The sequence below is a fragment of the Nonomuraea antimicrobica genome (assembly GCF_039536965.1).
GTDB classification, from domain to species: Bacteria; Actinomycetota; Actinomycetes; order Streptosporangiales; family Streptosporangiaceae; genus Nonomuraea; species Nonomuraea antimicrobica.
On sequence record NZ_BAAAZP010000107.1, the window covers coordinates 1 to 21,557 of the forward strand.

A 21,557-nucleotide genomic window follows, 5' to 3' on the forward strand; every position below is an offset into this window, starting at 1 on the left:
TGAGGGTGGTGCTGCGCGGTTTCTGCGTTCGGTGGGTGAGGCGTTCGTCGCTGGTGTGGATGTGGACTGGCCGAAACTGTTCACCGGGGACGGTGGGGTTGGCACGCTCGGCGAGGCCGCCGGGGTCGGTGGTGGGGTTGGTGGGGTGGAGTTGCCGACGTATGCGTTTCAGCGGCGCCGGTTCTGGTTGGAGTCGGTGCCGGTTCTGGCTGATGCGAGCGGGCTGGGCCAGACTGCTGCTGATCATCCGTTGCTGGGTGCGGCGGTGCAGGTTGCCGATACCGGTGAGATCGTGCTCACTGGTCGTTTGTCTCGGGCTGGTCAGCGGTGGCTGGCCGATCACGCTGTGGGTGCCACGGTGTTGTTTCCTGGTGCGGGCATGGTGGAGTTGGCGGTTCGGGCGGGTGACGAGGCCGGGTGCCCGGTGCTGGACGAGCTCACCCTGCACGCCCCGCTGGTCATCGCTGACGAGCCGGTGGATGTGCAGGTGCGCGTGGCCGCGCCCGAATCGGACGGGCGACGCGCGGTCAGCATCCACTCCCGCACCAACGCACGCACAGATTCCCGCACCGTTTCCGGTGCTGGTGCTGGGGTGTGGGTGCGGCACGCGGAAGGCACACTCGCCTCTGCCTCAGCCGCTGGAGAGGAGCGGCGGTCGCGGTTCGATTTGGCGCAGTGGCCGCCTACCGGTGCCGAGCCGGTTGAGGTGTCGAACCTGTACGAGGTGCTGGCGTCGGACGGCTACAGCTACGGTCCGGCGTTCCAAGGGCTCAAGCGTGCCTGGGTGCGTGATGGTGAGGTGTTCGCCGAGGTGGAGCTCGGCGAGCGGGAAGCGGCCGAAGCCGCCCGATACGGCTTGCATCCCGCTCTGCTGGATGCTGCCCTGCATGCCACGACCCTCACCGGCCCGCCGCAAGCAGAGGTACAGCTACCGTTCGCCTGGACCGGGGTGCAACTGCTGGCCTCGGGCGCCACACGGCTGCGCGTGCACATCACGCCAGACCAGCACGGAGCCGTCGCCATCCACCTGGCCGACACCACCGGCACCCCCGTCGCACACATCGACGCCCTCGTCTCACGACCACTACCACCCGGCGGACTGGCCGCCGCCCAAGCGGACCACGACTCGCTGCACTACGTGAAGTGGGTGATCCCGCCTTCCTGGAATTCCAGCCCAGTGGAAGGAACGGTTGCGATCATCGGCGATGGGGACACCGATGTGGTCGAAGCGCTGCGGCAGGGCGGTGTGAAGGTGCGCTCTTACGCGGATCTGGAGGATGCGGGCGCCGATGACGATCTCGTGGCCGTGGTCGTCCCCTGCCGGTTCGCGGATGGGCAGGAGCGGCTCGAAGCGCTGCGCTCAGAGCTGGATCGGGTTGTCGGCACTCTGGGACGCTGGCTGGGTGAGGAGCGGCTGGCCGGGACGCGGTTGGCGCTGGTCACGCGGGGTGCGGTGGCGGCTCTGGGGACCGATGGTGCTCCGGATCTGGTGGGTGCTGCGGTGTGTGGGCTGGTGCGGTCGGCGCAGGCCGAGCATCCGGGCCGGATTCTCCTGGTGGATGTGGACGAGGCGCCGCAGTCGTCGCAGGCGCTGGTCTCGGTGCTGGGCGTGCAGGACGAGCCGCAGTTGGCGGTACGTGAGGGGCGCGTGCTGGTGCCCCGCCTGGCCAAGGTCGCCACCTCCACCGACCTGCACACCCCCGACGGGACCGGCGCGTGGCGGCTGGACAACCCCACCAAGGGCTCCCTGGATGCCCTGACCCTGGTGCCCGCCCCGGAAGCCGACCAGGAACTGCAACCCGGGCAGGTCCGGGTGGCGGTACGTGCGGCCGGGCTGAACTTCCGCGACGTCGTCGTCGCCCTCGGCATGGTGCCCGAACAGGGAGGACACATCGGCGGCGAGTTCGCCGGAGTGGTGACCGAGTTGGGCTCGGGTGTGGAGGGGTTGCGGGTCGGGGATCGGGTGCTGGGTTTGGGGGAGGGGACGTTCGGTCCTCGGGTGGTGGTTGATCGGCGGATGGTGGCGGTGATGCCGGACGGTTGGGATTTTGCTGGTGCTGCGTCGGTTCCTGGGGTGTTCGCTACGGCGTGGTATGGGTTGGTGGATTTGGCTGGGTTGCGTTCGGGTGAGCGGGTGCTGATCCATGCGGGTGCGGGTGGGGTGGGCATGGCCGCCATTCAGATCGCCCGGCATCTCGGCGCCGAAGTCTTCGCCACGGCTTCTCCGGCCAAGCAGCATCTGTTACGCGGCCTGGGTATCGCGGAGGATCACATCGCCTCTTCCCGCACCCTCGACTTCGCCCGCACGTTCGCCGGACGCGGTATGGATGTGGTGCTCAACTCCTTGGCCGGGGAGTTCACCGACGCCTCCCTCGACCTCCTCACCGGTGGTGGCCGGTTCATTGAGATGGGCAAGACCGACCGGCGCACCCCGGCCCAGGTCCACGCCACCCACCCCCACGCCGTCTACCGCAGCTTCGACCTGATGGACGCCGGCACCGACCGCGTCGGCGCGATCATGACCGAACTACTCGACCTATTCGGGCAGGGGGCGTTGCAGCGGTTGCCGGTCCGCTGCTGGGACGTCCGTCAGGCCGGGCACGCGTTCCGGTTCATGGCTCAGGCGCGGCATACCGGCAAGATCGTGCTGACCATCCCGCATGCCCCGGATCCGGACGGCACGACACTGATCACCGGCGGCACCGGCGGCCTCGGCGCAACCCTCGCCCGCCACCTGGCCGCGACCGGCCAAGCCCGCCACCTCCTCCTCGCCTCCCGACGCGGGGACCAGGCGCCGGGCGCCGACCAGCTCCGGGCCGACCTGCAAGCTGCGGGCGCCCAGGTCGAGTTCGCCGCCTGCGACCTCTCCCACCCCGAACAAACCCAAGCACTCCTAGCAGGCATCCCCGCCGAACACCCACTCACCGCGATCTTCCACACCGCCGGCGTCCTCGACGACGCCCTGATCACCAACCTCGACCACGACAAAATCGACCGAATACTCAAACCCAAAACCGACGCCGCCTGGCACCTCCACCAAGCCACCCACCACCTCGACCTGGCCGCCTTCGTCCTCTACTCCTCCTCCGCCGGGACCTTGGACAGCGCCGGACAAGGCAACTACTCCGCCGCCAACGCCTTCCTCGACGCCCTGGCCACCCACCGCCGCCACCACGGCCTACCCGCCCAATCCCTCGCCTGGGGACTCTGGCAACAACCCAGCGGCATGAGCGCCCACCTCACCCACACCGACCTCACCCGCATCCACCAAGCCGGCTACCAGCCCATCACCGCCGAACACGGTGACCGACTGCTGGTCGCGGCGCTGACCCGTCCTCAGCCTCACCTCCTCCCGCTTCCCATCGACGTGCGCGCGCTGGCCCGCAGGTCCGATGACGTCCCGGCGATTCTGCGCGCGCTCGTGCCCGCGGCGACGCGGCGGGTCGTCCGTAGCGGGCCCGCGTCCGAAGTGTCGTCACTGCGGCAGCGGCTGGAGGGGTTGCCGGCGGCCGAATGGACCGGTGAGATCACCAAGATGGTGCGCGAGAGCGCGGCGAGAGTGATCGGCTACAGCGAGGCCGATGCCGTCCGGGCGGAGCAGAACTTCCTCGAGGCCGGTTTCGACTCGCTGACCGCGATGGAGCTGCGCAACCTGCTGAACCAGGCGACGGGGTTGCGGATGCCGGCGACGGCGGTGTTCGACTACGGCACGGCGGCGGCTCTGGCGAAGTACATAGCGGGGGAGATCTCCACCGGCGGCGTCCCTGGCCCGGCCGCCGTCGCCTCCGGTACGGCCGAGCCGGACGGGGGCGGGTCGCTGAGTTCGCTCGTCCGTGCCGCCGGTGACGAAGGGAAGCTGTACGAAGGGCTGGAGCTGCTGGAGGCCGCGGCGCGGCTGCGCCGGTCGTTCGGGACGCTCGAGGAAGTCGGCCGCGACTATCCGCCGCTGGCGCTGGCGTCGGGCCCGGCCCAGCCGAAGCTGTTCTGTTTCAGCACGCCCATGGCGTTGGGCGGCGCGTCCCAGTTCGCCCGGTTGGCGCAGCACTTCCAGGGGGTACGCGACCTGTACGCCCTCCAGGTGCCCGGGTACGCGCCGGACGACAGCCTGCCGGAGAGCGTGGACGTCGTGGTCCGCATGTGGGCGGAGTCCATCCTGGAGACGGCGGGCGGCGATCCGTTCGTCGTGGTCGGATACTGCGGCGGGGGCAATTTCGCGCACGCGGCCGTCACGTACATGGAGGCGAAGGGGGTGCGTCCGCAGGGCCTCGTGCTGCTGGACACCTTCCTGCCGGACAGCGACGTCATCGGCGAGTTGGGCGGCGCGATGCTGGAGGGGATGTTCGACAGGGCGGCGACGTTCGGTCCCTTCAGCGACACCAGGATGTCGGCCATGGGACGGTACTACCGGCTGTTCAGGGAGACGGAGGTGGTGGACATCGAGACTCCGGTCCTGTTCCTCAGGCCGGACACCCCGCTGCCCTCCGGCCCCGGCGGCGAGAGGTCGCGGACGGGCGACTGGCGGGCCTCCTGGCATCTGAGCCACGAGCTGTGCGAGGTCCGCGGCGATCATCTCACCATGCTGGAGGGCGAGTCGGGGTCGATCGCGCAGGCGATCGAGAAGTGGCTGGCCCGCCCCACCGGACGGACGCGCGAGGACGGGACGCCCCACGGCCCGCAGGCCGCGGACGGCTGAGCGGTCGCACGAAACGCACAGGAACGCACGAAAAGCATAGGAACGCACAGGAACGCGAAGGAAAGCGGGGATGCGGCCCGGCCTACCCCTCCGGGGAGGGCCCGGGCTGCCCCTCCAGGAAGAGGGAGATGCCGTCCAGGAGTCGGCGGAGGCTGAACTCGAAGATCTCCTCCAGGTCGGTGAGGACCCCGGGGTTGCTGTGCAGCGCGGCCTGCCTCGGGTATCTGTCGGTGCCCAGCTCCTCCAGCACCGCCGGCACCTTCACGGCTCGCCACTGGCTGAGCGAGATGTGGCCGCCCCGCCGCTCGGACGCGATCTCGCTCACCCTGAGCAGGGCCAGGCCCTGCACGATGCCGCTCACGCCGAGGTAGATGTGGTGGGTCGTCACCGGGTCGAGGCCCAGGCCGTCCAGTGCGCTGAGACCTCGCTCGAACCCGGCCAGCAGGCTGGGAACGAGGGGCGGCTGGACCGTGGCGATCACCTCCAGGACCCAGGGGTAGGTCGAGTACAGCGCCCATTCCCATCGGGCCGCGGCTTCGAGCTCGGCCCGCCATCCGCCGCCGCCGGGCAGGCGCTCGCCGTCCTCGCTGAACACGGCCTCGACCATCAGGTCGATCAACTCGTCCTTCCCGTCGATGTAGTTGTAGAGCGACATCACCTTGACGCCGAGCTCGTGCGCCACGTACCGCATGGACATGCTCTCCAGGCCGTCGGCGTTGGCGATGCCGATGGCGGTGCGGACGATGCGCTCCCGGGAGAGCCCGGCGTCGGAGGCGGAGCGGGGCTCGGCGCGAAGGGCGGGCGTGGGCGCGCTCCGTTCGCCAGTCGCCCGGCCGGTCTCCTGATCGGGCCGTGAGCCGAGGCGGGCCCGGTAGGCGCGTGCCTGGCAGGACCGTGAGCAGTAGCGGGGCCTGCGCCCGCGGGGAGCCGCCGTGAGCTCTGTCCCGCACTGCGCGCACGTCAGCATGGCGACCTCATTTCGTCACATCACATCGACCTGTGAGGAAATGTTATCACCGTCATTCTGTGATGAAAAACCGATGGGAGAGTGTGACGAAAATGACCCCGCCGAGACTGTTCTGGAGACGAGGTCGTTCGCATCGATAGAGGTTATCTAGAACATGAGAGGAGTGAGAGGAAAATCCGATTTGTGTCACTGGCCGATTGCCGCTATTCACGTATGCTGTACATTAATCACGCGTACACAGTACGAGAGGAGTGTGTTCGATGGACGCCGGTGCGGACAGGGCGGGCTGGAGGGAGTGGACCGGCCTGGCGGTCCTCATGCTGCCCGTGCTGCTCATCTCCATCACGGTGACGGTGCTGTTCTTCGCGCTGCCCTCGCTCAGCGCCCAGTTGGAGCCGACCGGGGCACAGCAGCTATGGATCGTGGACATCTACGCCTTCCTGCTGGCCGGCCTGCTCATCCCGATGGGCTCGCTGGGCGACCGGATCGGCCGGCGCAGGCTGCTCCTGCTGGGAGCGGCGGCGTTCGCCGTGACGTCGGCGATCGCGGCGTACGCGCCCAGCGCCGAGCTGCTCATCGCCGCCCGCGGCTTGCAGGGGGCCGCGGCGGCGACGCTGATGCCGTCCACGCTGGCTCTCATCAGGGCCATGTTCGCCGACTCCCGCCAGCTCCAGATGGCGATCGCCCTGTGGGCCGCGGTCTTCACACTCGGCAGCGTGGCCGGGCCGATCGTCGGCGGATGGCTGCTGGAGAGCTTCTGGTGGGGCGCGGTCTTCCTGATCAGCGTGCCCATCATGGCGTTGCTGCTGGTGCTCGCCCCGCTCCTGCCCGAGTACCGCGACCCCGACCCCGGGCGGTTCGACATCCTCAGCGCGGCCCTCGTCCTCCTCGCCGCCCTGCCCCTCGTCTACGCCGTGAAGCAGGTCGCGGAGCAGGACTACTCCGTGTCCGTGTGGATCGCGGCGGCGGCCGGGCTGGTGTTCGTCGTGCTGTTCCTGCGCAGACAGCGCAGGCTGCCCGACCCCATGCTGGACCTGGCCCTGTTCCGCAGCAGCGCCTTCGGCGTCTCGCTGATCGTCGCCACGATGGCGGTGTTCGCCCTGGTCGGGACGTTCTATTTCATCACTCAGTATCTGATGTCGGTGCTCGGGATGAGCCCGATCGTGGCCGGGCTGATGACCCTGCCGACGGCCGTGAGCTCGACGGCGGGCTCGCTGCTCGGGGCGGCGCTCACGCGCTGGGTCAGGCCGGGGCACGTGATGGGTTACGGCATGCTCTCCGGCACGGCGGGCTTCCTGCTGATCTCGCAGCTCGACGCGGACGTCAACCTGCCGTTGCTGTTCGGCGGGCTGTTCCTGCTCGGCTGGGGCATCGGCTCGGTGCAGGCGCTGGCGTCCGCCATGGTGGTCGCGACGGCGCCGCCCGCGAAGGCCGGGTCGGCCTCGGGGCTGTTCGAGTCCGCCACCGAGTTCGGGCAGGCGTTCGGGGCGGCCATCCTCGGCAGCATCGGGGTGGCCGTCTACCGGGCCACGCTCGCCGGCGAGATGCCCACCGGCGTGCCCAGGGAGGTCGCGGAGGTGGCGGACGAGACCCTCGGCGGCGCCCTGGCGGCCGCGGGCGAGCTTCCGGACGCCGTCGGCCGGGCGCTGGCGGCCGCGGCGTCCGGTGCGTACGTCGACGGGATGCAGATCGCGGCGTACGCGGGCGCCGGCATCATGCTGATCATGGCGGTCCTGGCCTTCGGCTACCTCCGTACGGCGCGGATCGAGCCGGACGGCCCCGCGGCGAGCCCCGGGCACGAGTCCACCGCCGGCGAGTCCGCCGGCGGGCAGGCGGACGAGCCGCCCGGCGATCTCTCGTCGAGCGACCGCGCCGGGAGGGGGGACCGTACCGCCTGAAGGGGGGTCAGCAGCATGGCGGGAGTGTCGGAACCAGGGCACTCTGGAAGACGAAGGATCTTCGAGGTGCCGGTCGCGCTTACCGATCGAAGGGAGTCGGAGACGTGCATGACCAGGACATGGAGCACTTCTCGGCGTCCGAGGACGAGACCCCGGACTCCGGCGCCCATGCTGCCGAGGCCCCCTGGCGGCACATCCGGGAGCTGCGGGAGCGGGCCCTGGACGACTACCGCTCAACGGTGGAGCAGACCGCCGCCATTCTCGCCGCCGAGGCCGGTATCAACGCCTCGTCCGAGGTGCTCGAGGTGGGCGGCGGCTGCGAGGCCCTGCTGTGCTATCTCGCCCGCTGGTTCGACCTGCGCGGCGAGGGGATCTTCCCGCACGAGGCGTACGTCAGGTTCGCGAAGGACCTGTGCAGGAGCCGTACGCACCAGTTCGACATCGACTTCCGGCAGGCCTCGGTGCTGCGGCTGCCCTACGAGCCCGGCACCTTCACCCACGTCGTCAGCCACGGCGCCCTGCACAGGGCGCCCGACAAGCGGCGCGGCCACGCGGAGATCCACCGTGTGCTGCGCGCCGGCGGCTTCTTCGCCCTCAGCGACTTCTTCCAGCTCCGCAGAACCATCAGCGAGCGCACCCGGCGTCACGTCCACGACCGGTTCGGGTGGAGCAGCGGCCACACGCTGCTGGAGTGCCACGTCGCCTTGGAAGAGGCCGGGTTCGAGATCGTCTCGATCATCAACCTCGACGGTTTCCTCAAGCTCGTCCTGAGGGAGAACGCGGCGGCCGCCCGGATGCGCGCCGAGCGGGAGGCCTGTGCCGCGGGGCGCGAGGATCCGCCGGACCTGTCCTCCTGGGACGAGGTGTGGGACGCGGTCGATCACGGGGAGGTCGGGTGGGCGACCCTCGTCGCACGCAAGCCCGACTACGCCGACCCGGGAATTCCCCGTGGCGCGTAGTCCGCGGACTCCTGCTCTTTCGCGGAGAACATCCGCGAAAGGTCGTTCCGCCCGTTCACGTGGAGCTTGCGGTAGATGCGGGTGAGGTGCTGCTCCACCGTGCTGACGGTGATGTGCGCCCGCTTCGCGATCTCCCTGTTGGTGTAGCCGAGCGCGGCCAGCGAGGCGACACGATACTCGGCGGGGCTCAGCAGGTTCTGGCCGTTCTGCAGGAGGGCGGCGCCGAAACCGGTCTCGATGGCGCTCTCCACCGACTGGCGCAGCGGCTCGGCGTGGACCTGCCGGACGACGGTGTCGGCCTGCCGGCCGACGAGCCGGGCCTTGTCCGTCTCGCCCAGCGCGGCGAGCGAGTGGCTGAGGCGGGTCAGCGCGTGCGCCAGCTCCATGTTGTGCCCGGAGTCCTGCAGCATGTCGATCGCCTTGCGCAGGAGCTGCGGGCGGCGTCCCATCTCCTCGGCGGCGGCGAGCACCATCAGCGCGTACCCCCGGATCCGCGGCGAGTGGCCGTGCGGCAGTGCCTGGTGCAGCTCCAGGAACTTCCTGGCGCGGGCGTTGTTGTGCAGGATGACCGACACACCCGCCGCGCCGAGCCGCCACGGGACGAGCAGGGGCGTGTCGACCTCCCAGGTGTCCATCAGCGTCCCGCACTTCAGGAAGTCGTCGAGGGCCGCGTGCGCCCGCCCCACCGCGACCCGGTAGCGGCCCCGCGCGCCCAGGTAGTGCAGCCCGTACCTGGTCCGGTACACCGACTCCGGCAGCGGGTGGCTCAGGTACCGCTCGGCCTCCTGGTACTCGCCCATCTCCGTGTGCGCCTCGATCAGGGCGGCCAGTGGCAGCGCCGCGAGCACGCCCAGGCTGCGCGGCGGGAGGGTGCGCAGGGAGAGCCGCCCGTACTCGACGGCCTCGGGCAGCTCACCCCTGCGCTCGGCGATGTGCGCGCGGAACGCCGCGAACACGCTGGTCAAGGTGGGTGAGGAGTGCCGCTCCGCCAGCCTGTGGAGTGCCTCGGCGAGCGACGACGCCTCGGTGATGCGGTCGGAGTAGACGAGGCTGAACAGTGCCGCCTCGACCAGTTCGACGTCGAAGTCGCCGGGCTGCACCGACTGGAGGAATCGCTCCGCCGCCATCAGGTCGGCCTTGGTCTCGCCCTCGCGCAGGGTGGCGGCGAGCGCGGCGACCGTCATCGCGTGCAGGCCGTTCGGGAGCTGCTCGCCGCCCTCGGGTAAGGCGGAGGGCCGGTACGTGCCGCGCAGCCGGTGCAGGAGCGGGGGATGCGTGCCGGCCAGCCAGTGCTCGGCCGAGAGCCGCCGCATGCCGGCGTGCCCGTCCTCAGGGTCCGCCCGCCCCGGCCCGGTCGCGCACTCCATGCCCTCCAGCAGCCCGAACAGCTCCTCGGCCGCGTCCTCGTGGCCGAGCCACAACATGCGGGTGAGCAGCCAGTACACGTCGTCGGCAGCCAGCCTGCCGTCACGCGCCGCCTGCATCAGCGCGCGGCTGTGCGCGATCATGCTGGACGGATTGAGCCGCCAGAGGGCCTTGGTCAGCGCCAACGTGACCGCCGCCCGGTCGTCGTCCCCGCCGCACAGCTCCACCGCGTGCCTGAGGTAGCGCACCGCGAGGCGGTAGTCGTCGGCCGCGATGGCCTGGCAGGCCGCCTCTCGTACGAGGTCCAGCGCCCACGGCTCGTACGGAGGCCCGCTGGCGAGGACGTGGTCGGCGATCACACCGGGCTGCATGCCGACGATGTGCAGCAGACGGGCGGCCCGCCGGTTCAGCTCCCGCAGGGTGTTCGCGTCCATCGAGTCGAGGACGGCCTCCCTGGCGGCGCGGTGGCGAAATTCGTGCGCGTTCATGAGCCCGGTCTCGGTCAGCCACCCCAGCGTGCTCTCCACGGTCGAGGGCTTGATGCGCAGCATCTCGGACAGCAGCGGGGGAGTGGCGTACGGGCCCAGCACGGCGGCGACCCGCAGGAGCCGCAGGGATAAGCCGTTGACGCGGTTCAGCAGGGTCCGCACCGACCCGGCGAAGTCGTCTCCGACCACCAGAGGGGCGGTGGCGCCGCCCGCGTCCTGCCGGTCCTCGATCAGTGCCCGGACGAGCAGGGCGTTCCCGCCGCTGACCCGGTGGATCTCGTCGACCAGCTCCGTGCCCGGCTCGGCGCCGAGCCGGGCACGGGCCATCCTGGCGATCTCGTCCGGAGAGTACGGCGTTAGCTTGATCCGCCGGCACTGCGGATGGTGCATGAGATCGCTCTGGATCCCGAATGGAACGCCGCTCGGCTCTTCCGTCACCGTGAAAACCATGAAGATACTTGTGCCGCGCAAACGGTTGATGAAGTGCAGCAGAATATCCAGCGAAACTGAATCCGCGTATTGAATGTCATCGATGGTTATCAATACGACGCTCTGCTTCGCCCGGTCCGCGATCGTCTCCCAAAGGCCGTGCGTGACGCCGATCCAATTGAGATCCTCCGGTCTGATCCCTCTCGGCCCGGCGTTCAACACCGCCGCGCGCAACGGTTTCAACGCCTCCGGCGTCGCGCCGAGCACGGCGCTCAGACTCTGGGATATCTGGTGCACGACGCCCAATGTGATGTTCTGTTCATTCCGCAGACATGTGGCGCTCAGATGGGTCGCGCCCGCCCGCGCGGCCCGGTCGGCGAAAGCGTGCACCAAACCGCTCTTGTCGAACCCCGGAGGGCCCGTTATCAGGGCGAATCCGCCGTGGCCTTGCTCACTTTCCGTGAGCATGGCTTTGAGCAGCATGATTTCGTTTTCACGTTCAGCAGACCGCATTGATTCTCCCGCACCCGACCCCGACTATGGTGGAAGCTCAAATGAAAAGTCGCCGCAAGTTGCTCCTATAGTCTGACCGGAAAATAGCCTTCTGCGCCAGAGCGCGGCGGCGGGCCCCGGCGCGGGAGACCCGAACACCCGCCTTGCCCGCGTCCCGCATACCGGGCACCGACCAGGGCCATTCGGTCAGCCGGTGACTCCTCTCCACGGCAGCGGGTCGCCGCCTGCCGGATAGGGGGCTCTAGGGGTTCAAGCAGGTGGAGGCGGGCGCGTAGCTTCGTTGCATACCCGCCGGCGTCCGGTGGACGTCCCACGAACATCCCGGCCGCCGAACTGACCATTCCTTGTCCCCCGGCGTTGTCCCTGGCGTTTCCGGTGTTTTCGGCCCGAATGGGAGGATCATTTTGGACGGCTCGATTTCGGTGGCGCTTTCTCCGCGACCGGCTCTCATTCACCATTTGCTGGACGAGGCCGTGGCCGCGAACCCCGGCGGGATCTCCGTGCGCGACCGCCGGGGCAACTGGGACTACCGACAGGTCGCCGCGCTCGGCCACGCCTTCGCCGCCTGGCTGGCGGCCAGGGGCGTCAAGCCCGGCGACCGGGTCATCGTGCGACTGCCGAACGTGCGGGAGGTCGTTCCCATCCTGTACGGCACCGCCCGGCGCGGCGCCGTCTTCGTCCCGCTCAACCCCGGGATGAAGGCGTACCACCTGCGGTCGGTCCTGGAGGACTCCGAGCCCGCGCTGGTCATCGGGGCCGGCGAGGCGATCGGCGAGACCGGGTTCCGGCCCGTGTACGGCCTCGATGAGCTGTGGCCCGAGGTGGAGGCCCTCGTCGGGCGCCCCGGACCCGACGAGTCCGACGAGCCCGAGGCCGCCCCTGACGACGTCGCGATCCTGATGTACACCTCGGGCAGCACCGCGGCCCCCAAAGCGGTGGTGTGCACGCACGCGCAGGTGACGTTCGCCGCGTCGGCCATCAACGCGGTGCTCGGCTATCGGCCCGATGACGTCGTCTTCTGCCGGTCGCCGATGTCCTTCGACTACGGGCTCTACCAGATCTTCCTCAGCACCCTCGGCCGCTCCGGGCTGGTCCTGGCCGGCGACGGGCCCGACCCGGCGCTGCTGCGGCAGATCCAGGAGTTCGGCGCCACCGTCGTGCCGATCGTTCCCTCGCTGGGTTCCATGCTCGTCACCCTGAGCAGGCGGAGCCCCGGCTCCGCGCCCGCCGTGCGGATGTTCACCAGCACCGGCGCCGCGCTGCCCGCCGCGACCGTCGAGGGCCTGCGCGAGTGCTTCCCCAGCACCCGCGTGGTGCGCATGTACGGCGTCACCGAGTGCAAACGGGTCACCATCATGGAGCCCGAGCGGGACAGGGAACGGCCCGACTCGGTGGGCCGGCCGCTGCCGGGGACCCGGGTGCTGATCCTCGGCGACGACGGCTCGCCGCTCCCCACCGGAGAGGTCGGGGAGATCGTGGTGGCCGGGCCCAACGTGATGGCGGGCTACTGGCGAGCCCCCGAGCTGACCGCCCGCGCCTACCGTCCGGACGACGCCACCGGGGAGGTGCGCCTGCACACCGGCGACTACGGCCTCCTCGACGAGGACGGCTACCTCTACTTCGAGGGCCGGCGCGACGACATGTTCAAGCGCAAGGGCGTCCGCATGAGCACCGTCGAGATCGAGACCGCGGCGATGGACGTCCCCGGGGTTCGCGCGGCCGCGGTGCTGCCCCCGGGGGAGCGGCACGACCTCGCGATCCTCGTCGAGGGCGAGCTGGCCCCGCACGTCGTCCTGCGCGAGCTGGCGCGCCGGCTGGAGGCCGCGAAGGTGCCCGCGATCTGCCGCGTCCTGCCGGTCTTCCCCCTCACGCTCAACGGCAAGAACGAGCGCAAGGAGCTCGTCCGCTTCCTCGAACCCGGCGTCTGACCGGTCAGTCCGCGGCCGGGGCGTCGATCCGTACCCGGCGCGGAGTGACCACGGTCAGGACCGCCACGGCCGCCAGGAGCGCGGCGCCCAGGTGTCCTCCACTGCTCGGGGATGACGCTGGGCACCGCCGCCGTGCGCTCGGTCAGCACACCGCCTTCTGCGTCAGATGCGAGGGCAGGTCCTTGCGGCCGGTCACGTTCAACTTGCGGTAGATCCTGGTCAGGTGCTGCTCTACCGTGCTGACCGTGATGAAGATCTTTCTCGCGATCTCCCTGTTGGTGTAGCCCAGGGCCGCGAGCGAGGCGACGCGCTGCTCGGCGTCGCTGAGCGCGCTGATGAAGCCGCGGTCGGCCTCCTCCGCGCCGTTCCCGCCGGCGTCACCGGTGGAGACGCCGGTCAGCTTCGAGCGCAGCGGCTCGGCGCCGCAGGACCGGGCCACGGTCGCGGCCCGGTGCTCGATCATCTGCGCCCTGCTGGACTCGCCCAGCTCCTCCAGCGTCCGCGCCAGGTCGACCAGGGCGTAGGCCATCTCCAGGTGGTCGCCGGAGGTCTGGAGCACCTCGACGGACTCGCGTAGCAGGGAGGGCCGTTGACGGAGGTCGCTGGCGGCCGCGCGCAGCCGCAGCGAGACCCCCTTCGTACGCAGGGAGTGCCCGCTAGAGAGGCTGCTGTGCTGCTCGACGTACTGCAGGGCCTGGCCGGGTTCCCCCATCTGCAGCAGCGCGGCGGCGGCGCCCTGCCGCCACGGCGTGAGCATGGGCACGTCCAGGTCCCACTCGCGGGCCAGCCTGCCGCAGGTCACGAAGTCCTTGAGCGCGGCGAGCGGGTGGTCCGCGGCCAGGTAGTAACGGGCTCGGGCGTCGAGGTAGTGCAGCCCGAAACGCGTCTGGAAGGCCGTGTCGGGAAGGGGCATCCGCAGGTACCGCGTGGCGGCGTCGTACTTGCCCATCTCGGTCGTCGCGCGGAGCATGACGGCCAGCGGCAGGGCCACCACGACGCCGAGGCTCCTCGGCGGCAGTACGGTGAGCGCGATGCCCGCGTACTCCTCGGCCGTCATGAGGTCGCCCTGACGGATCGCGATGCAGGAGCGGAAGGCCGCGAGCAGGGCGCGCCAGGTGGGGGAGCGGCGTTCGGTGGCCTCGTGGTACAGCACGTCGCACCAGAGGACCGCTCTGTCCGTCCGGTCCGAGTAGACCAGCGCGAGCAGGGCCGACTCCACGGTCTCCAGGTGCGAGTCGTCCAGGGTGACGGACTGGAGGACCCGCTCGGCCGTCTTGACCGCGTCGACGCTGGTGTCCTCCCGTAACACGGCTGACATCGCTGTCACGGCCTGCGCCTGAAGGCTCAGGCCGTGGATCGCGCGCTTGGCCCGCGGCGGAGGCGCGGCGTTCCTGCCGGTACGCAGCAGTACCGACGGGTACGAGTGCGACAGCCAGTGGTGGGCGGCGTCGACCTGGACGGCGAAGTCCTCGTGACCGGCCTCGTCGGCCCCTTTGACCAGCCGCTCGAACACCTCCGCGGCCTCGTCGAGCCGCCCGTCCCAGAGCTGGAACCGAAACAGCGTGTACATCTCGTTGGGACCCGCTTCGCCGTTCATGGTGGCCTCGGTCAGCGGGCCGATGTGGCGGGCCACGGCGGCCGGGTTGAGCTGCCACTCCGCCCGTGCGAGCCGCGCCCTGGCCAGCGTGCGCCGCGGGCCGTCCACGTTCAGTTCGGCGGCGAGCTTCAGGCACTGGATGGCGAACTCGTGCTGGTCGTCGGCGAGCGCCTGGCCCGCAGCCTCGTGCAGCACCGCGGGGGCGAAGGAGGCGCGCAGGCCCGGCGCGCCGAGCAGGTGCCCGGCGACGACGGCGGCGGCGACCCCCTGGGCGTGCAGCAGGGCGGCGGCGCGTCCGTGCGCCTCCTCGCGCTCCCCGGGGTCGAGCTCCTCCAGCACCGCCGACCGGGCGGCGGGGTGGCGGAAGAGCGTCCGGTCGAGGACGCCGATGGCGCCGAGCCGGTTCAGCGCCTGCTCCACGACGCCCGGCTGAACGCCCAGGAACTCCGACAGCAGGGCGGTCGAGGCGTTGTGGCCGAGGACCGCCAGACCTCGCGCGACGCGGGACATGACGGGATCACATCGGTGCAGCAGGCTGCGCACCGATCGGGAGAACGTGTTCCCCGCCACGAGCTTGACGGGCTCCTGTCCCGCCGCGCCCTGCGAGTCCTCCAGCAGCGCGCCGGCCAGCAGGGGGTTGCCGCCGCTGATCTCGTAGCAGGACGGGCCGAGCTCCTCCGCCGCGCTCTCGCCGAGGTCGCGTGCGAGCAGCCGGGTGACGCCGTCCGGTGACAGGGACGCGACCTTGAAACGGTGACAGTGGGGATGGTGCATCAGATCGGCGTCGACCGGGAGCTCCGCCCCCTCCGGCCATTCCGTCGCCGTCATGACTATCAGCACATTCGCCGTCTTCAACCGATTGACAAAATGTACGACAAGTCGCCACGATAAAGAGTCGGCATAATTTACGTCGTCCACCGTGATGAGCAGTGGATTGGTTCGCGAGAGGTCTAATATCACCGACCACAGGCCCTGTGTGACGTGCAGCCATTCAAGCCCCTCGGGTTGCGATTCGGAGTGTTCCGCATGGGAGGCGGCATTTTCCAGCAGGCGTGCCACGTGGGCGGCGGAGTCGGGCGGCAGGGCCGCGCTGTGGAAGATCTGGCTGACCGTTCCCAGTGACAGGTTCTGCTCCGCGCGCGAACAGGTGGCGCTCAGCCACGTCACGCCGGAGTCCACGGCCTGCTCGCTGAAGGCGTGCATGAGCTCGGTCTTTCCGGTGGCGGTCGGACCTGTGATCATCGCGACGCGGCCGCGTCCTTGCATGGACTCCGAGAGCAGGTCGGTCAGGCGGGCAAGCTCGTTCTCACGCTCGATCGGTGACATCAGGACCCCCGATGGCCTCGTTACCCTCCGCCGCGCTTCATGGACAGCCGCGCGGACGGATAGAAATCAATTCTTGCTCTTTCGCGGTGTGGTGCCTCTTGCGTGGCAGGCCGCTACCGGCCAGGTGGCCTCTCAGTTACGGGAAAGCGTCGGCGAGTTCGCCGGTCGGTCCATTCAGCACGTCGCTGTCTCACTTTCCTCGCGCGATGTTCCGGCGAATTCATCACCTTGCTGCGCGGGGCCCGGCCGGGACCGCCGGTGAATAACCCGCGGCACCGTCTCGCGGGCATGATCCGCGCTCTAGCGAAATAATCACCCGATCTGACCCGCGAAGCAAACCCCTTCCAACCCCTATGTCAGGGGTCGATTTAGGGGGAGCAAGGGTGTGGTGACCCTCGGTCGGGGTGTCCTGGCCCGTCTGCTGGGGCCGGTTCGATCACCACGGATCGTGGTCGTGCCGCCACAAAAAGGCTAGCCGACCTGCCGTAGTGGCAGGCCGGCGTCGAGCGAGGAGAGGGGTCAGTCGGAGCGGACAGAAAGGGCGTGGTGGAACAGGTTGTGCGGGTCCCAGAGGCGCTTGACCCGCTGCAGTCGCGCGTAGCAGTCCTTGTAGTAGAGGGTGTGCCACGGGACGTCGGAGGTGTTCCACCGGGGATCGGCCAGGTCGGTGTCGGCGTAGTTGATGAACGCCCCGTCGTCCTCGTCGCCGGCGGGCACCCCGGCGCTGTCGGCGTAGACGTCCTGGTAGAGGTCTCTGATCCAGCTCAGGTGCCGGGCGTCCTCGGCCGCACCCTGCCAGCCGACGAGGTATCCGACCAGGAAGACCGAGTCGCGGTGCGGTACGGCGGTCGCGTCGGCGGCCACGGCGTTGACCTGACCGCCGTAGGTGTTGATGAAGAGGGTCGCATAGGGGTAGCCGTAGTCGGACCGGGTCAGGTGCCGATAGGCGGTCGCGATCTGCCGGTCGGTGAGGCGCCGCCGCCGGTAGCCCGACTTGATTTTGAAGCGGCGGTCGGGCAGGGCCGACTCGCCGGGCGTGGGCTGGGTGGCGGCGGCGAGCCACGGAAGGGTGAACGACTGGACGCTCGGACGCACGTCCACGCCCTGCCCGAGCGCGTTCATGAGGTCGTCCAGCAGCCGTTGTGCCCCGGTGTCGGTGGCGATCTGCCCGGTCAGGTTGATGGCCTCGCTCGGCCTGCTGGGCAGGCCGAACTCGGCGTACAGGGGGGCCGCCGGCGAGCCGGGCTCCGAGTTGCGCTCGCCCCACTCCCCGTAGTTGCGCATCAGCCTGACGAACGACTCCTGGTCGAACTCCGGCCACGGCCAGTCGACCGAGAAGCACAGCACCGTGGAGGGAGGTCTGGGGAGCAACGTGCCGGGGTCGCCGTGGCCGGCGCCCGGGGTTCGGAACCAGTAGCGGGTGACGATGCCGAAGTTGCCTCCGCCGCCGCCCGTGTGCGCCCACCACAGCTCGCGGTTGGGATCGGCCGGATCTCCTGTCGCCACCACGGACCTGGCCCTGCCGGACCGGTCCGCCACGACCACCTCCACCGCGTGGAGATGGTCGACGGTCAGGCCGTGCAGCCGGCACAGCGCGCCGTACCCGCCGCCGCAGACATGCCCGCCCACTCCCACGGCGGGGCAGGTCCCGCCGGGCACGGTCACGCCCCAGCCCAGGAACAACTTCCGGTACATCTCGCCCATGGTGCAGCCCGCCTCGACCATGAAGGCGTCGCGGTGCGCGTCGTACCGGACCGCGGACATCGCCGAGAGGTCGACGAGCGTGTGCACGGAAGGGTCGTCCACGAAGCCCTCGAAGCAGTGGCCGCCGCTGCGCACCACGATGCGCCGGTCGGCGCGCACCGCGTCGTCGACCACCCGTATGACGTCCTCGGTGGAGACGACCGGCCGCACCTGCTCCGGCGCGCAGCGGAACCGCTGGTTGTAGCCCCTGGACACCAGCGAGTGGTAGCGCGGGTCCAGCGAATCCACCGCGGCCACGGATGCGATCGCGGTGCCGGAGAGAACGGTCCTTTGGATGGAATCGACCATGATCGGCCTCCTCTGGAGCGTTGGGGGATGGAGATTTCCACGCTAGAGAAGAAGGCCGGGGTGAAACGATCAGGCGTACCCGACCAATGAAGGTAGGGTATTCCCGACTATCGCTTTTGACTGACTTGACTTTTCGAGTTTACGGGTCGGCGCTGGGAGCCAAGCCGACGCATCCGAAAACACCCGCGGCCGTGGTCGGACCGCGCTCACTTGCAGTCCTTTGTTCGCCCGGAGGAGGCCATGGTGATCGCAGATGGCAAAGAGGCCGAAAAAGCGGAGGATCATCCCACCCGGACGGGCTCGGCTCAGGAGCGGCAGGGGACGGGGCGCGGAAGAACCTGGTGTAGAGGGCGGCGGTGATTGTGCGGGCCGTGTCGAAAAGGAATTCCACCGCCTTCTCCAGAAGTTCATCCGGTGCGCCTACTGAACTTGCTCACGATCTTTGACGGCACTTCACAAAGATCGCCAGAGCCGCCTTCATCGCGGACCGGGTTTGGCTGCGGCCCTGTCTGGAGGGACCAGACCTGACCGGAAGGCGACGATGACGAGATGGACCCGGTCGCGGGCATCGAGCTTGGTCAGGAGGCGGCGCACGTGGGTCTTCGCCGTCCCCTCGCCGATGTGGAGCCGTTGAGCGATCTCGGCATTCGACAAGCCCTGGGCGATCAGGAGCAGAACCTGCCGTTCACGCTCGGTCACCCCGTCCAGCGCTGCTTCCGCCGATACGGGATGGATGTCGGGCTGGGCGGCGAAGTCGGAGATCAGCCGCCGGGTGACGCTGGGGGCCAGCAGCGCCTCTCCCGCGGCGACCACCCGGACGGCGGTCAACAGGTCCGGCGGCGGGGCGTCCTTCAGGAGGAAACCGCTGGCACCGCCGCGCAGCGCCTCATAGACGTACTCATCCAGGTCGAACTCGACAGGGTAGGCATGTTCGGCCACTCCGCGGGCGGCGCCACGGTCGCCTCCGCCGTGCTCGAAGACCCGCGCATCAAGGCGGGCCTCAGCTTGGACGGACCCGTCGCCGGCCCTGTGGTCACCTCGGGACTCGATCACCCGTACATGCTGATGGAGGCCACCAAGGCCCGGCGGGAGAACATCCCCGATCTGGCCACGTTCTGGTCGCACCTAAGAGGTTGGAAGCTCGCAGTGCGCGCCGACGGCGCTGAACACGCCTCCTACACCGACCTCGAGGTGATCATTTCCCAGGCGGCGCCGGCGCTGGGTTTGAGCGCCGCGCAAGTCGCCGAGCAGATCGGCACGCTCGTCCCCGCACGGGCAGTGGCCATCCAGCGCGCCTACCCGCTCGCCTTCTTCGACCGCCACCTGCGCCGGAAGGGACACCTGCTGGACCGGCCCTCTCGACGCTTCCCGGAGGTGACCTTCCGCCCGTAAGCCGTGGGGCCTCCGCACCACATCGAACGACCGGCGAGTGCGTACGTCAATGCGCATGATCGTGTTCCTTTTGCGCCCGGGCCGGCTAGGCCCAGAGCGCGCCCAGGCGGCGGGCCGCTTGTCGGACCTCGGCGTACGAACGGGTGGAGCTCTTGGCCTGGCTGGTGACGTTGGCCCCGAGTGCGGTTGAGATGATCGCCCGGACAGCGGTCCACCGGTTCTGGTAGCGGATCTGCCAGCCGATCCAGGCGAGTGCGTCCGCTTCGGGTTTCCAGGCCGCCTCATAACGGGCGGCGGCGGTGTCCAGTGATCCGGTGGCCAGGCACTGGTCGAGGACCATCGCCGACTCCAGGGCCGCGTTGCCGCCCTGGCCGATCGGCGGGAAGGCGGCTGCGGCGTCGCCGAGCAGTACCGCCCGGCCGCCGTGCAGGCTGGAGCAGATCAGCCGCTGGCCCAGGTGGACGCTTTCCCGTCGGGAGAACGCGGCGATCGCCTGCTCGCTGGTCAAATCCCGGGCGCGGGGGACGTGCCGGCCCAGCCAGGCGGCGGCCTGCTCGGGAGAGGCGAAGGAGGTCGGCTCGCCCACCCCGATCACGCACAGCCAGCGCACTCCATCCGGCCTGCCCTCGTCGGCGGTCACCCCCGCGAGGGCGAACGGACTGAACGCCAGGCCGTTGAGGTAGTGCTTGTCCAGCCGGTCGCCGACCCGGTCGAGCTCCAGGATGAGCCCGTAGTTCGGGATGCTGGAGGTCTCGACGGTGAAGCCCTCGACCTGTTCCTGCATGGCCGTACGCACCGCCGAGCCCGCACCGTCGGCGCCGATGAGGAGGTCGAAGCGCCGTCCGGCCACCTCACCCGCATGGACGTCGAGCGCGCGCACGTCGGACTCGAACTCGAAGTCGATCAGGTCGCGATGCCGCTCCTCCACGAGGGACATGAGCGCTCGCATGATGTCGCCCCGCGAGCCGATCCAGCCAGGCTCGGACCACCGGTCGATCACTCGGCCCGCGAAGGTGATCCCGCGGAACGGGGTCATGTGGGCGTCGAAATGGGCGACGGCGTCGATGTGCCGCAGCGCCCGCAGCCCGTGGCCGGTGAGGTCGATCGGGTAGGAGCGGTCGGGGTTGAAGCGCGGCATGCTCTCAGGGTGGCCCTCGCGCTCGAACACCGTGCTGCGTACGCCGCGCCGGGCCAGCGCGACGGCCGCCGTCAGTCCGCCGGGGCCGCCTCCGATGATCGCGATGTCTGCCATGCCGCCTCCGATGGTTGATTTAAAATCAATGATACGGGATCACCTAGACTGGACGGTATGTCCACCACCCGAGCCGAACGCGCCGCCTCCACCCGCAACAAACTTCTCGACGCGGCGATCGAGCTGTTCCTCGACAAGCCCTACGACGAGGTGTCGGTGCACGACCTCGCCAACGCCGCCGGGGTCGCCTACGGGCTGGTCGCCCACCACTTCGGCAACAAGAGGGGTATCCACCTGGAGGCCATGCGGCAGATCGCCCGCCGCATCGAACTGGGCCCGCCGCCACCCGGCCCCGCCGGCACCCGGATCCGGCAACTCCTCGGTGACCTGTTCGCCTCCATCCAGCAGAACCCGGCCGCCTACCTCGGACTGATGCTCAGCGCCGACCCCGACAGCCGCGCCATCATCGACTCCTCCAAGCAACTGGCCATCCAGGCCACCGGCGAAATCCTCGACCTGGACCCGGAGCGACCCGTCGTACGGCTGGCGATACGATCATGGATCGCCGCGGTCAACGAGGCCGCCGTCGACTGGCTCCAGGGCGGGTGCGAGATCCCGGCCGACGATCTGATCGAGATGCTCCTGGCCCCCCTGGGCGAGCTGCTCCATCACGCCGCGCGGATCGACCCCGCACTCAACCCTGCCTCGGCCTTGTCCGCCATCAGGGGACGGCACTCCTGGGCCCGTACGCCATGAGC

Annotated in this window: 12 protein-coding genes and 1 pseudogene; 6 read left to right on the top strand and 7 right to left on the bottom strand. The window is 69.7% G+C overall.

Annotation, left to right across the window (positions count from 1 at the left end; all coding sequences use genetic code 11):
- Positions 1–31: 31 nt before the first annotated feature.
- On the top strand, positions 32–4,693 hold the full coding sequence (locus ABD844_RS31035) for an SDR family NAD(P)-dependent oxidoreductase (RefSeq protein WP_344886116.1): 4,662 nt from the start codon (positions 32–34) through the stop codon (positions 4,691–4,693).
- An 82-nt stretch (positions 4,694–4,775) separates the two neighbouring features.
- Here ABD844_RS31035 and ABD844_RS31040 read toward each other — a convergent pair whose 3' ends face one another.
- A complete protein-coding gene (locus ABD844_RS31040) occupies positions 4,776–5,660 on the bottom strand; it encodes a TetR/AcrR family transcriptional regulator (RefSeq protein WP_344886119.1) in 885 nt (294 codons plus the stop codon).
- Positions 5,661–5,920: 260 nt separating this feature from the next.
- On the opposite strand from ABD844_RS31040, the gene ABD844_RS31045 reads away from it, so the two are divergent.
- On the top strand, positions 5,921–7,558 hold the full coding sequence (locus ABD844_RS31045) for an MFS transporter (protein WP_344886122.1): 1,638 nt from the start codon (positions 5,921–5,923) through the stop codon (positions 7,556–7,558).
- Positions 7,559–7,662: 104 nt separating this feature from the next.
- Positions 7,663–8,517, top strand: coding sequence for a class I SAM-dependent methyltransferase (locus tag ABD844_RS31050; RefSeq protein ID WP_344886125.1), 855 nt, complete (start codon positions 7,663–7,665; stop codon positions 8,515–8,517).
- Here ABD844_RS31050 and ABD844_RS31055 read toward each other — a convergent pair.
- Both ABD844_RS31055 and ABD844_RS53330 read right to left on the bottom strand, forming a co-directional pair.
- On the bottom strand, positions 8,484–10,808 hold the full coding sequence (locus tag ABD844_RS31055) for a helix-turn-helix transcriptional regulator (RefSeq protein WP_344886128.1): 2,325 nt from the start codon (positions 10,806–10,808) through the stop codon (positions 8,484–8,486). The two genes, ABD844_RS31050 and ABD844_RS31055, sit on opposite strands and share 34 nt — an antisense overlap.
- Before the next feature lie 39 nt (positions 10,809–10,847).
- Positions 10,848–11,312: pseudogene (locus ABD844_RS53330) on the bottom strand (AAA family ATPase); the annotation flags it as partial.
- Positions 11,313–11,770: 458 nt separating this feature from the next.
- Between ABD844_RS53330 and ABD844_RS31060 the strand changes: the two are divergent.
- Positions 11,771–13,240 (top strand): AMP-binding protein, encoded by a 1,470-nt coding sequence (locus tag ABD844_RS31060; RefSeq protein WP_344886131.1) that lies wholly within the window; start codon positions 11,771–11,773, stop codon positions 13,238–13,240.
- Between the two features lie 142 nt (positions 13,241–13,382).
- Here ABD844_RS31060 and ABD844_RS31065 read toward each other — a convergent pair whose 3' ends face one another.
- The 3 genes from ABD844_RS31065 to ABD844_RS31075 all read right to left on the bottom strand — a co-directional run bounded on the left by ABD844_RS31065 (position 13,383) and on the right by ABD844_RS31075 (position 19,154).
- Positions 13,383–16,163: a helix-turn-helix transcriptional regulator gene (locus ABD844_RS31065; RefSeq protein WP_344886134.1), complete on the bottom strand. Its 2,781-nt coding sequence runs from the start codon at positions 16,161–16,163 to the stop codon at positions 13,383–13,385.
- Between the two features lie 519 nt (positions 16,164–16,682).
- Positions 16,683–18,215: an FAD-binding oxidoreductase gene (locus ABD844_RS31070; RefSeq protein ID WP_344886136.1), complete on the bottom strand. Its 1,533-nt coding sequence runs from the start codon at positions 18,213–18,215 to the stop codon at positions 16,683–16,685.
- 477 nt (positions 18,216–18,692) lie between these two features.
- Positions 18,693–19,154, bottom strand: a complete 462-nt coding sequence (locus ABD844_RS31075) for a LuxR C-terminal-related transcriptional regulator (protein WP_344886139.1) — start codon at positions 19,152–19,154, stop codon at positions 18,693–18,695.
- Here ABD844_RS31075 and ABD844_RS31080 point away from each other — a divergent pair.
- Positions 19,143–19,607, top strand: coding sequence for an alpha/beta hydrolase (locus ABD844_RS31080; protein WP_344886142.1), 465 nt, complete (start codon positions 19,143–19,145; stop codon positions 19,605–19,607). The genes ABD844_RS31075 and ABD844_RS31080 overlap by 12 nt on opposite strands.
- Before the next feature lie 85 nt (positions 19,608–19,692).
- On the opposite strand, the gene ABD844_RS31085 is transcribed toward ABD844_RS31080, so the two are convergent.
- Positions 19,693–20,859, bottom strand: coding sequence for an FAD-dependent oxidoreductase (locus ABD844_RS31085; protein ID WP_344886145.1), 1,167 nt, complete (start codon positions 20,857–20,859; stop codon positions 19,693–19,695).
- 57 nt (positions 20,860–20,916) lie between these two features.
- On the opposite strand from ABD844_RS31085, the gene ABD844_RS31090 reads away from it, so the two are divergent.
- Positions 20,917–21,555, top strand: a complete 639-nt coding sequence (locus tag ABD844_RS31090; RefSeq protein WP_344886148.1) for a TetR/AcrR family transcriptional regulator — start codon at positions 20,917–20,919, stop codon at positions 21,553–21,555.
- The last annotated feature ends 2 nt before the right edge of the window (positions 21,556–21,557 follow it).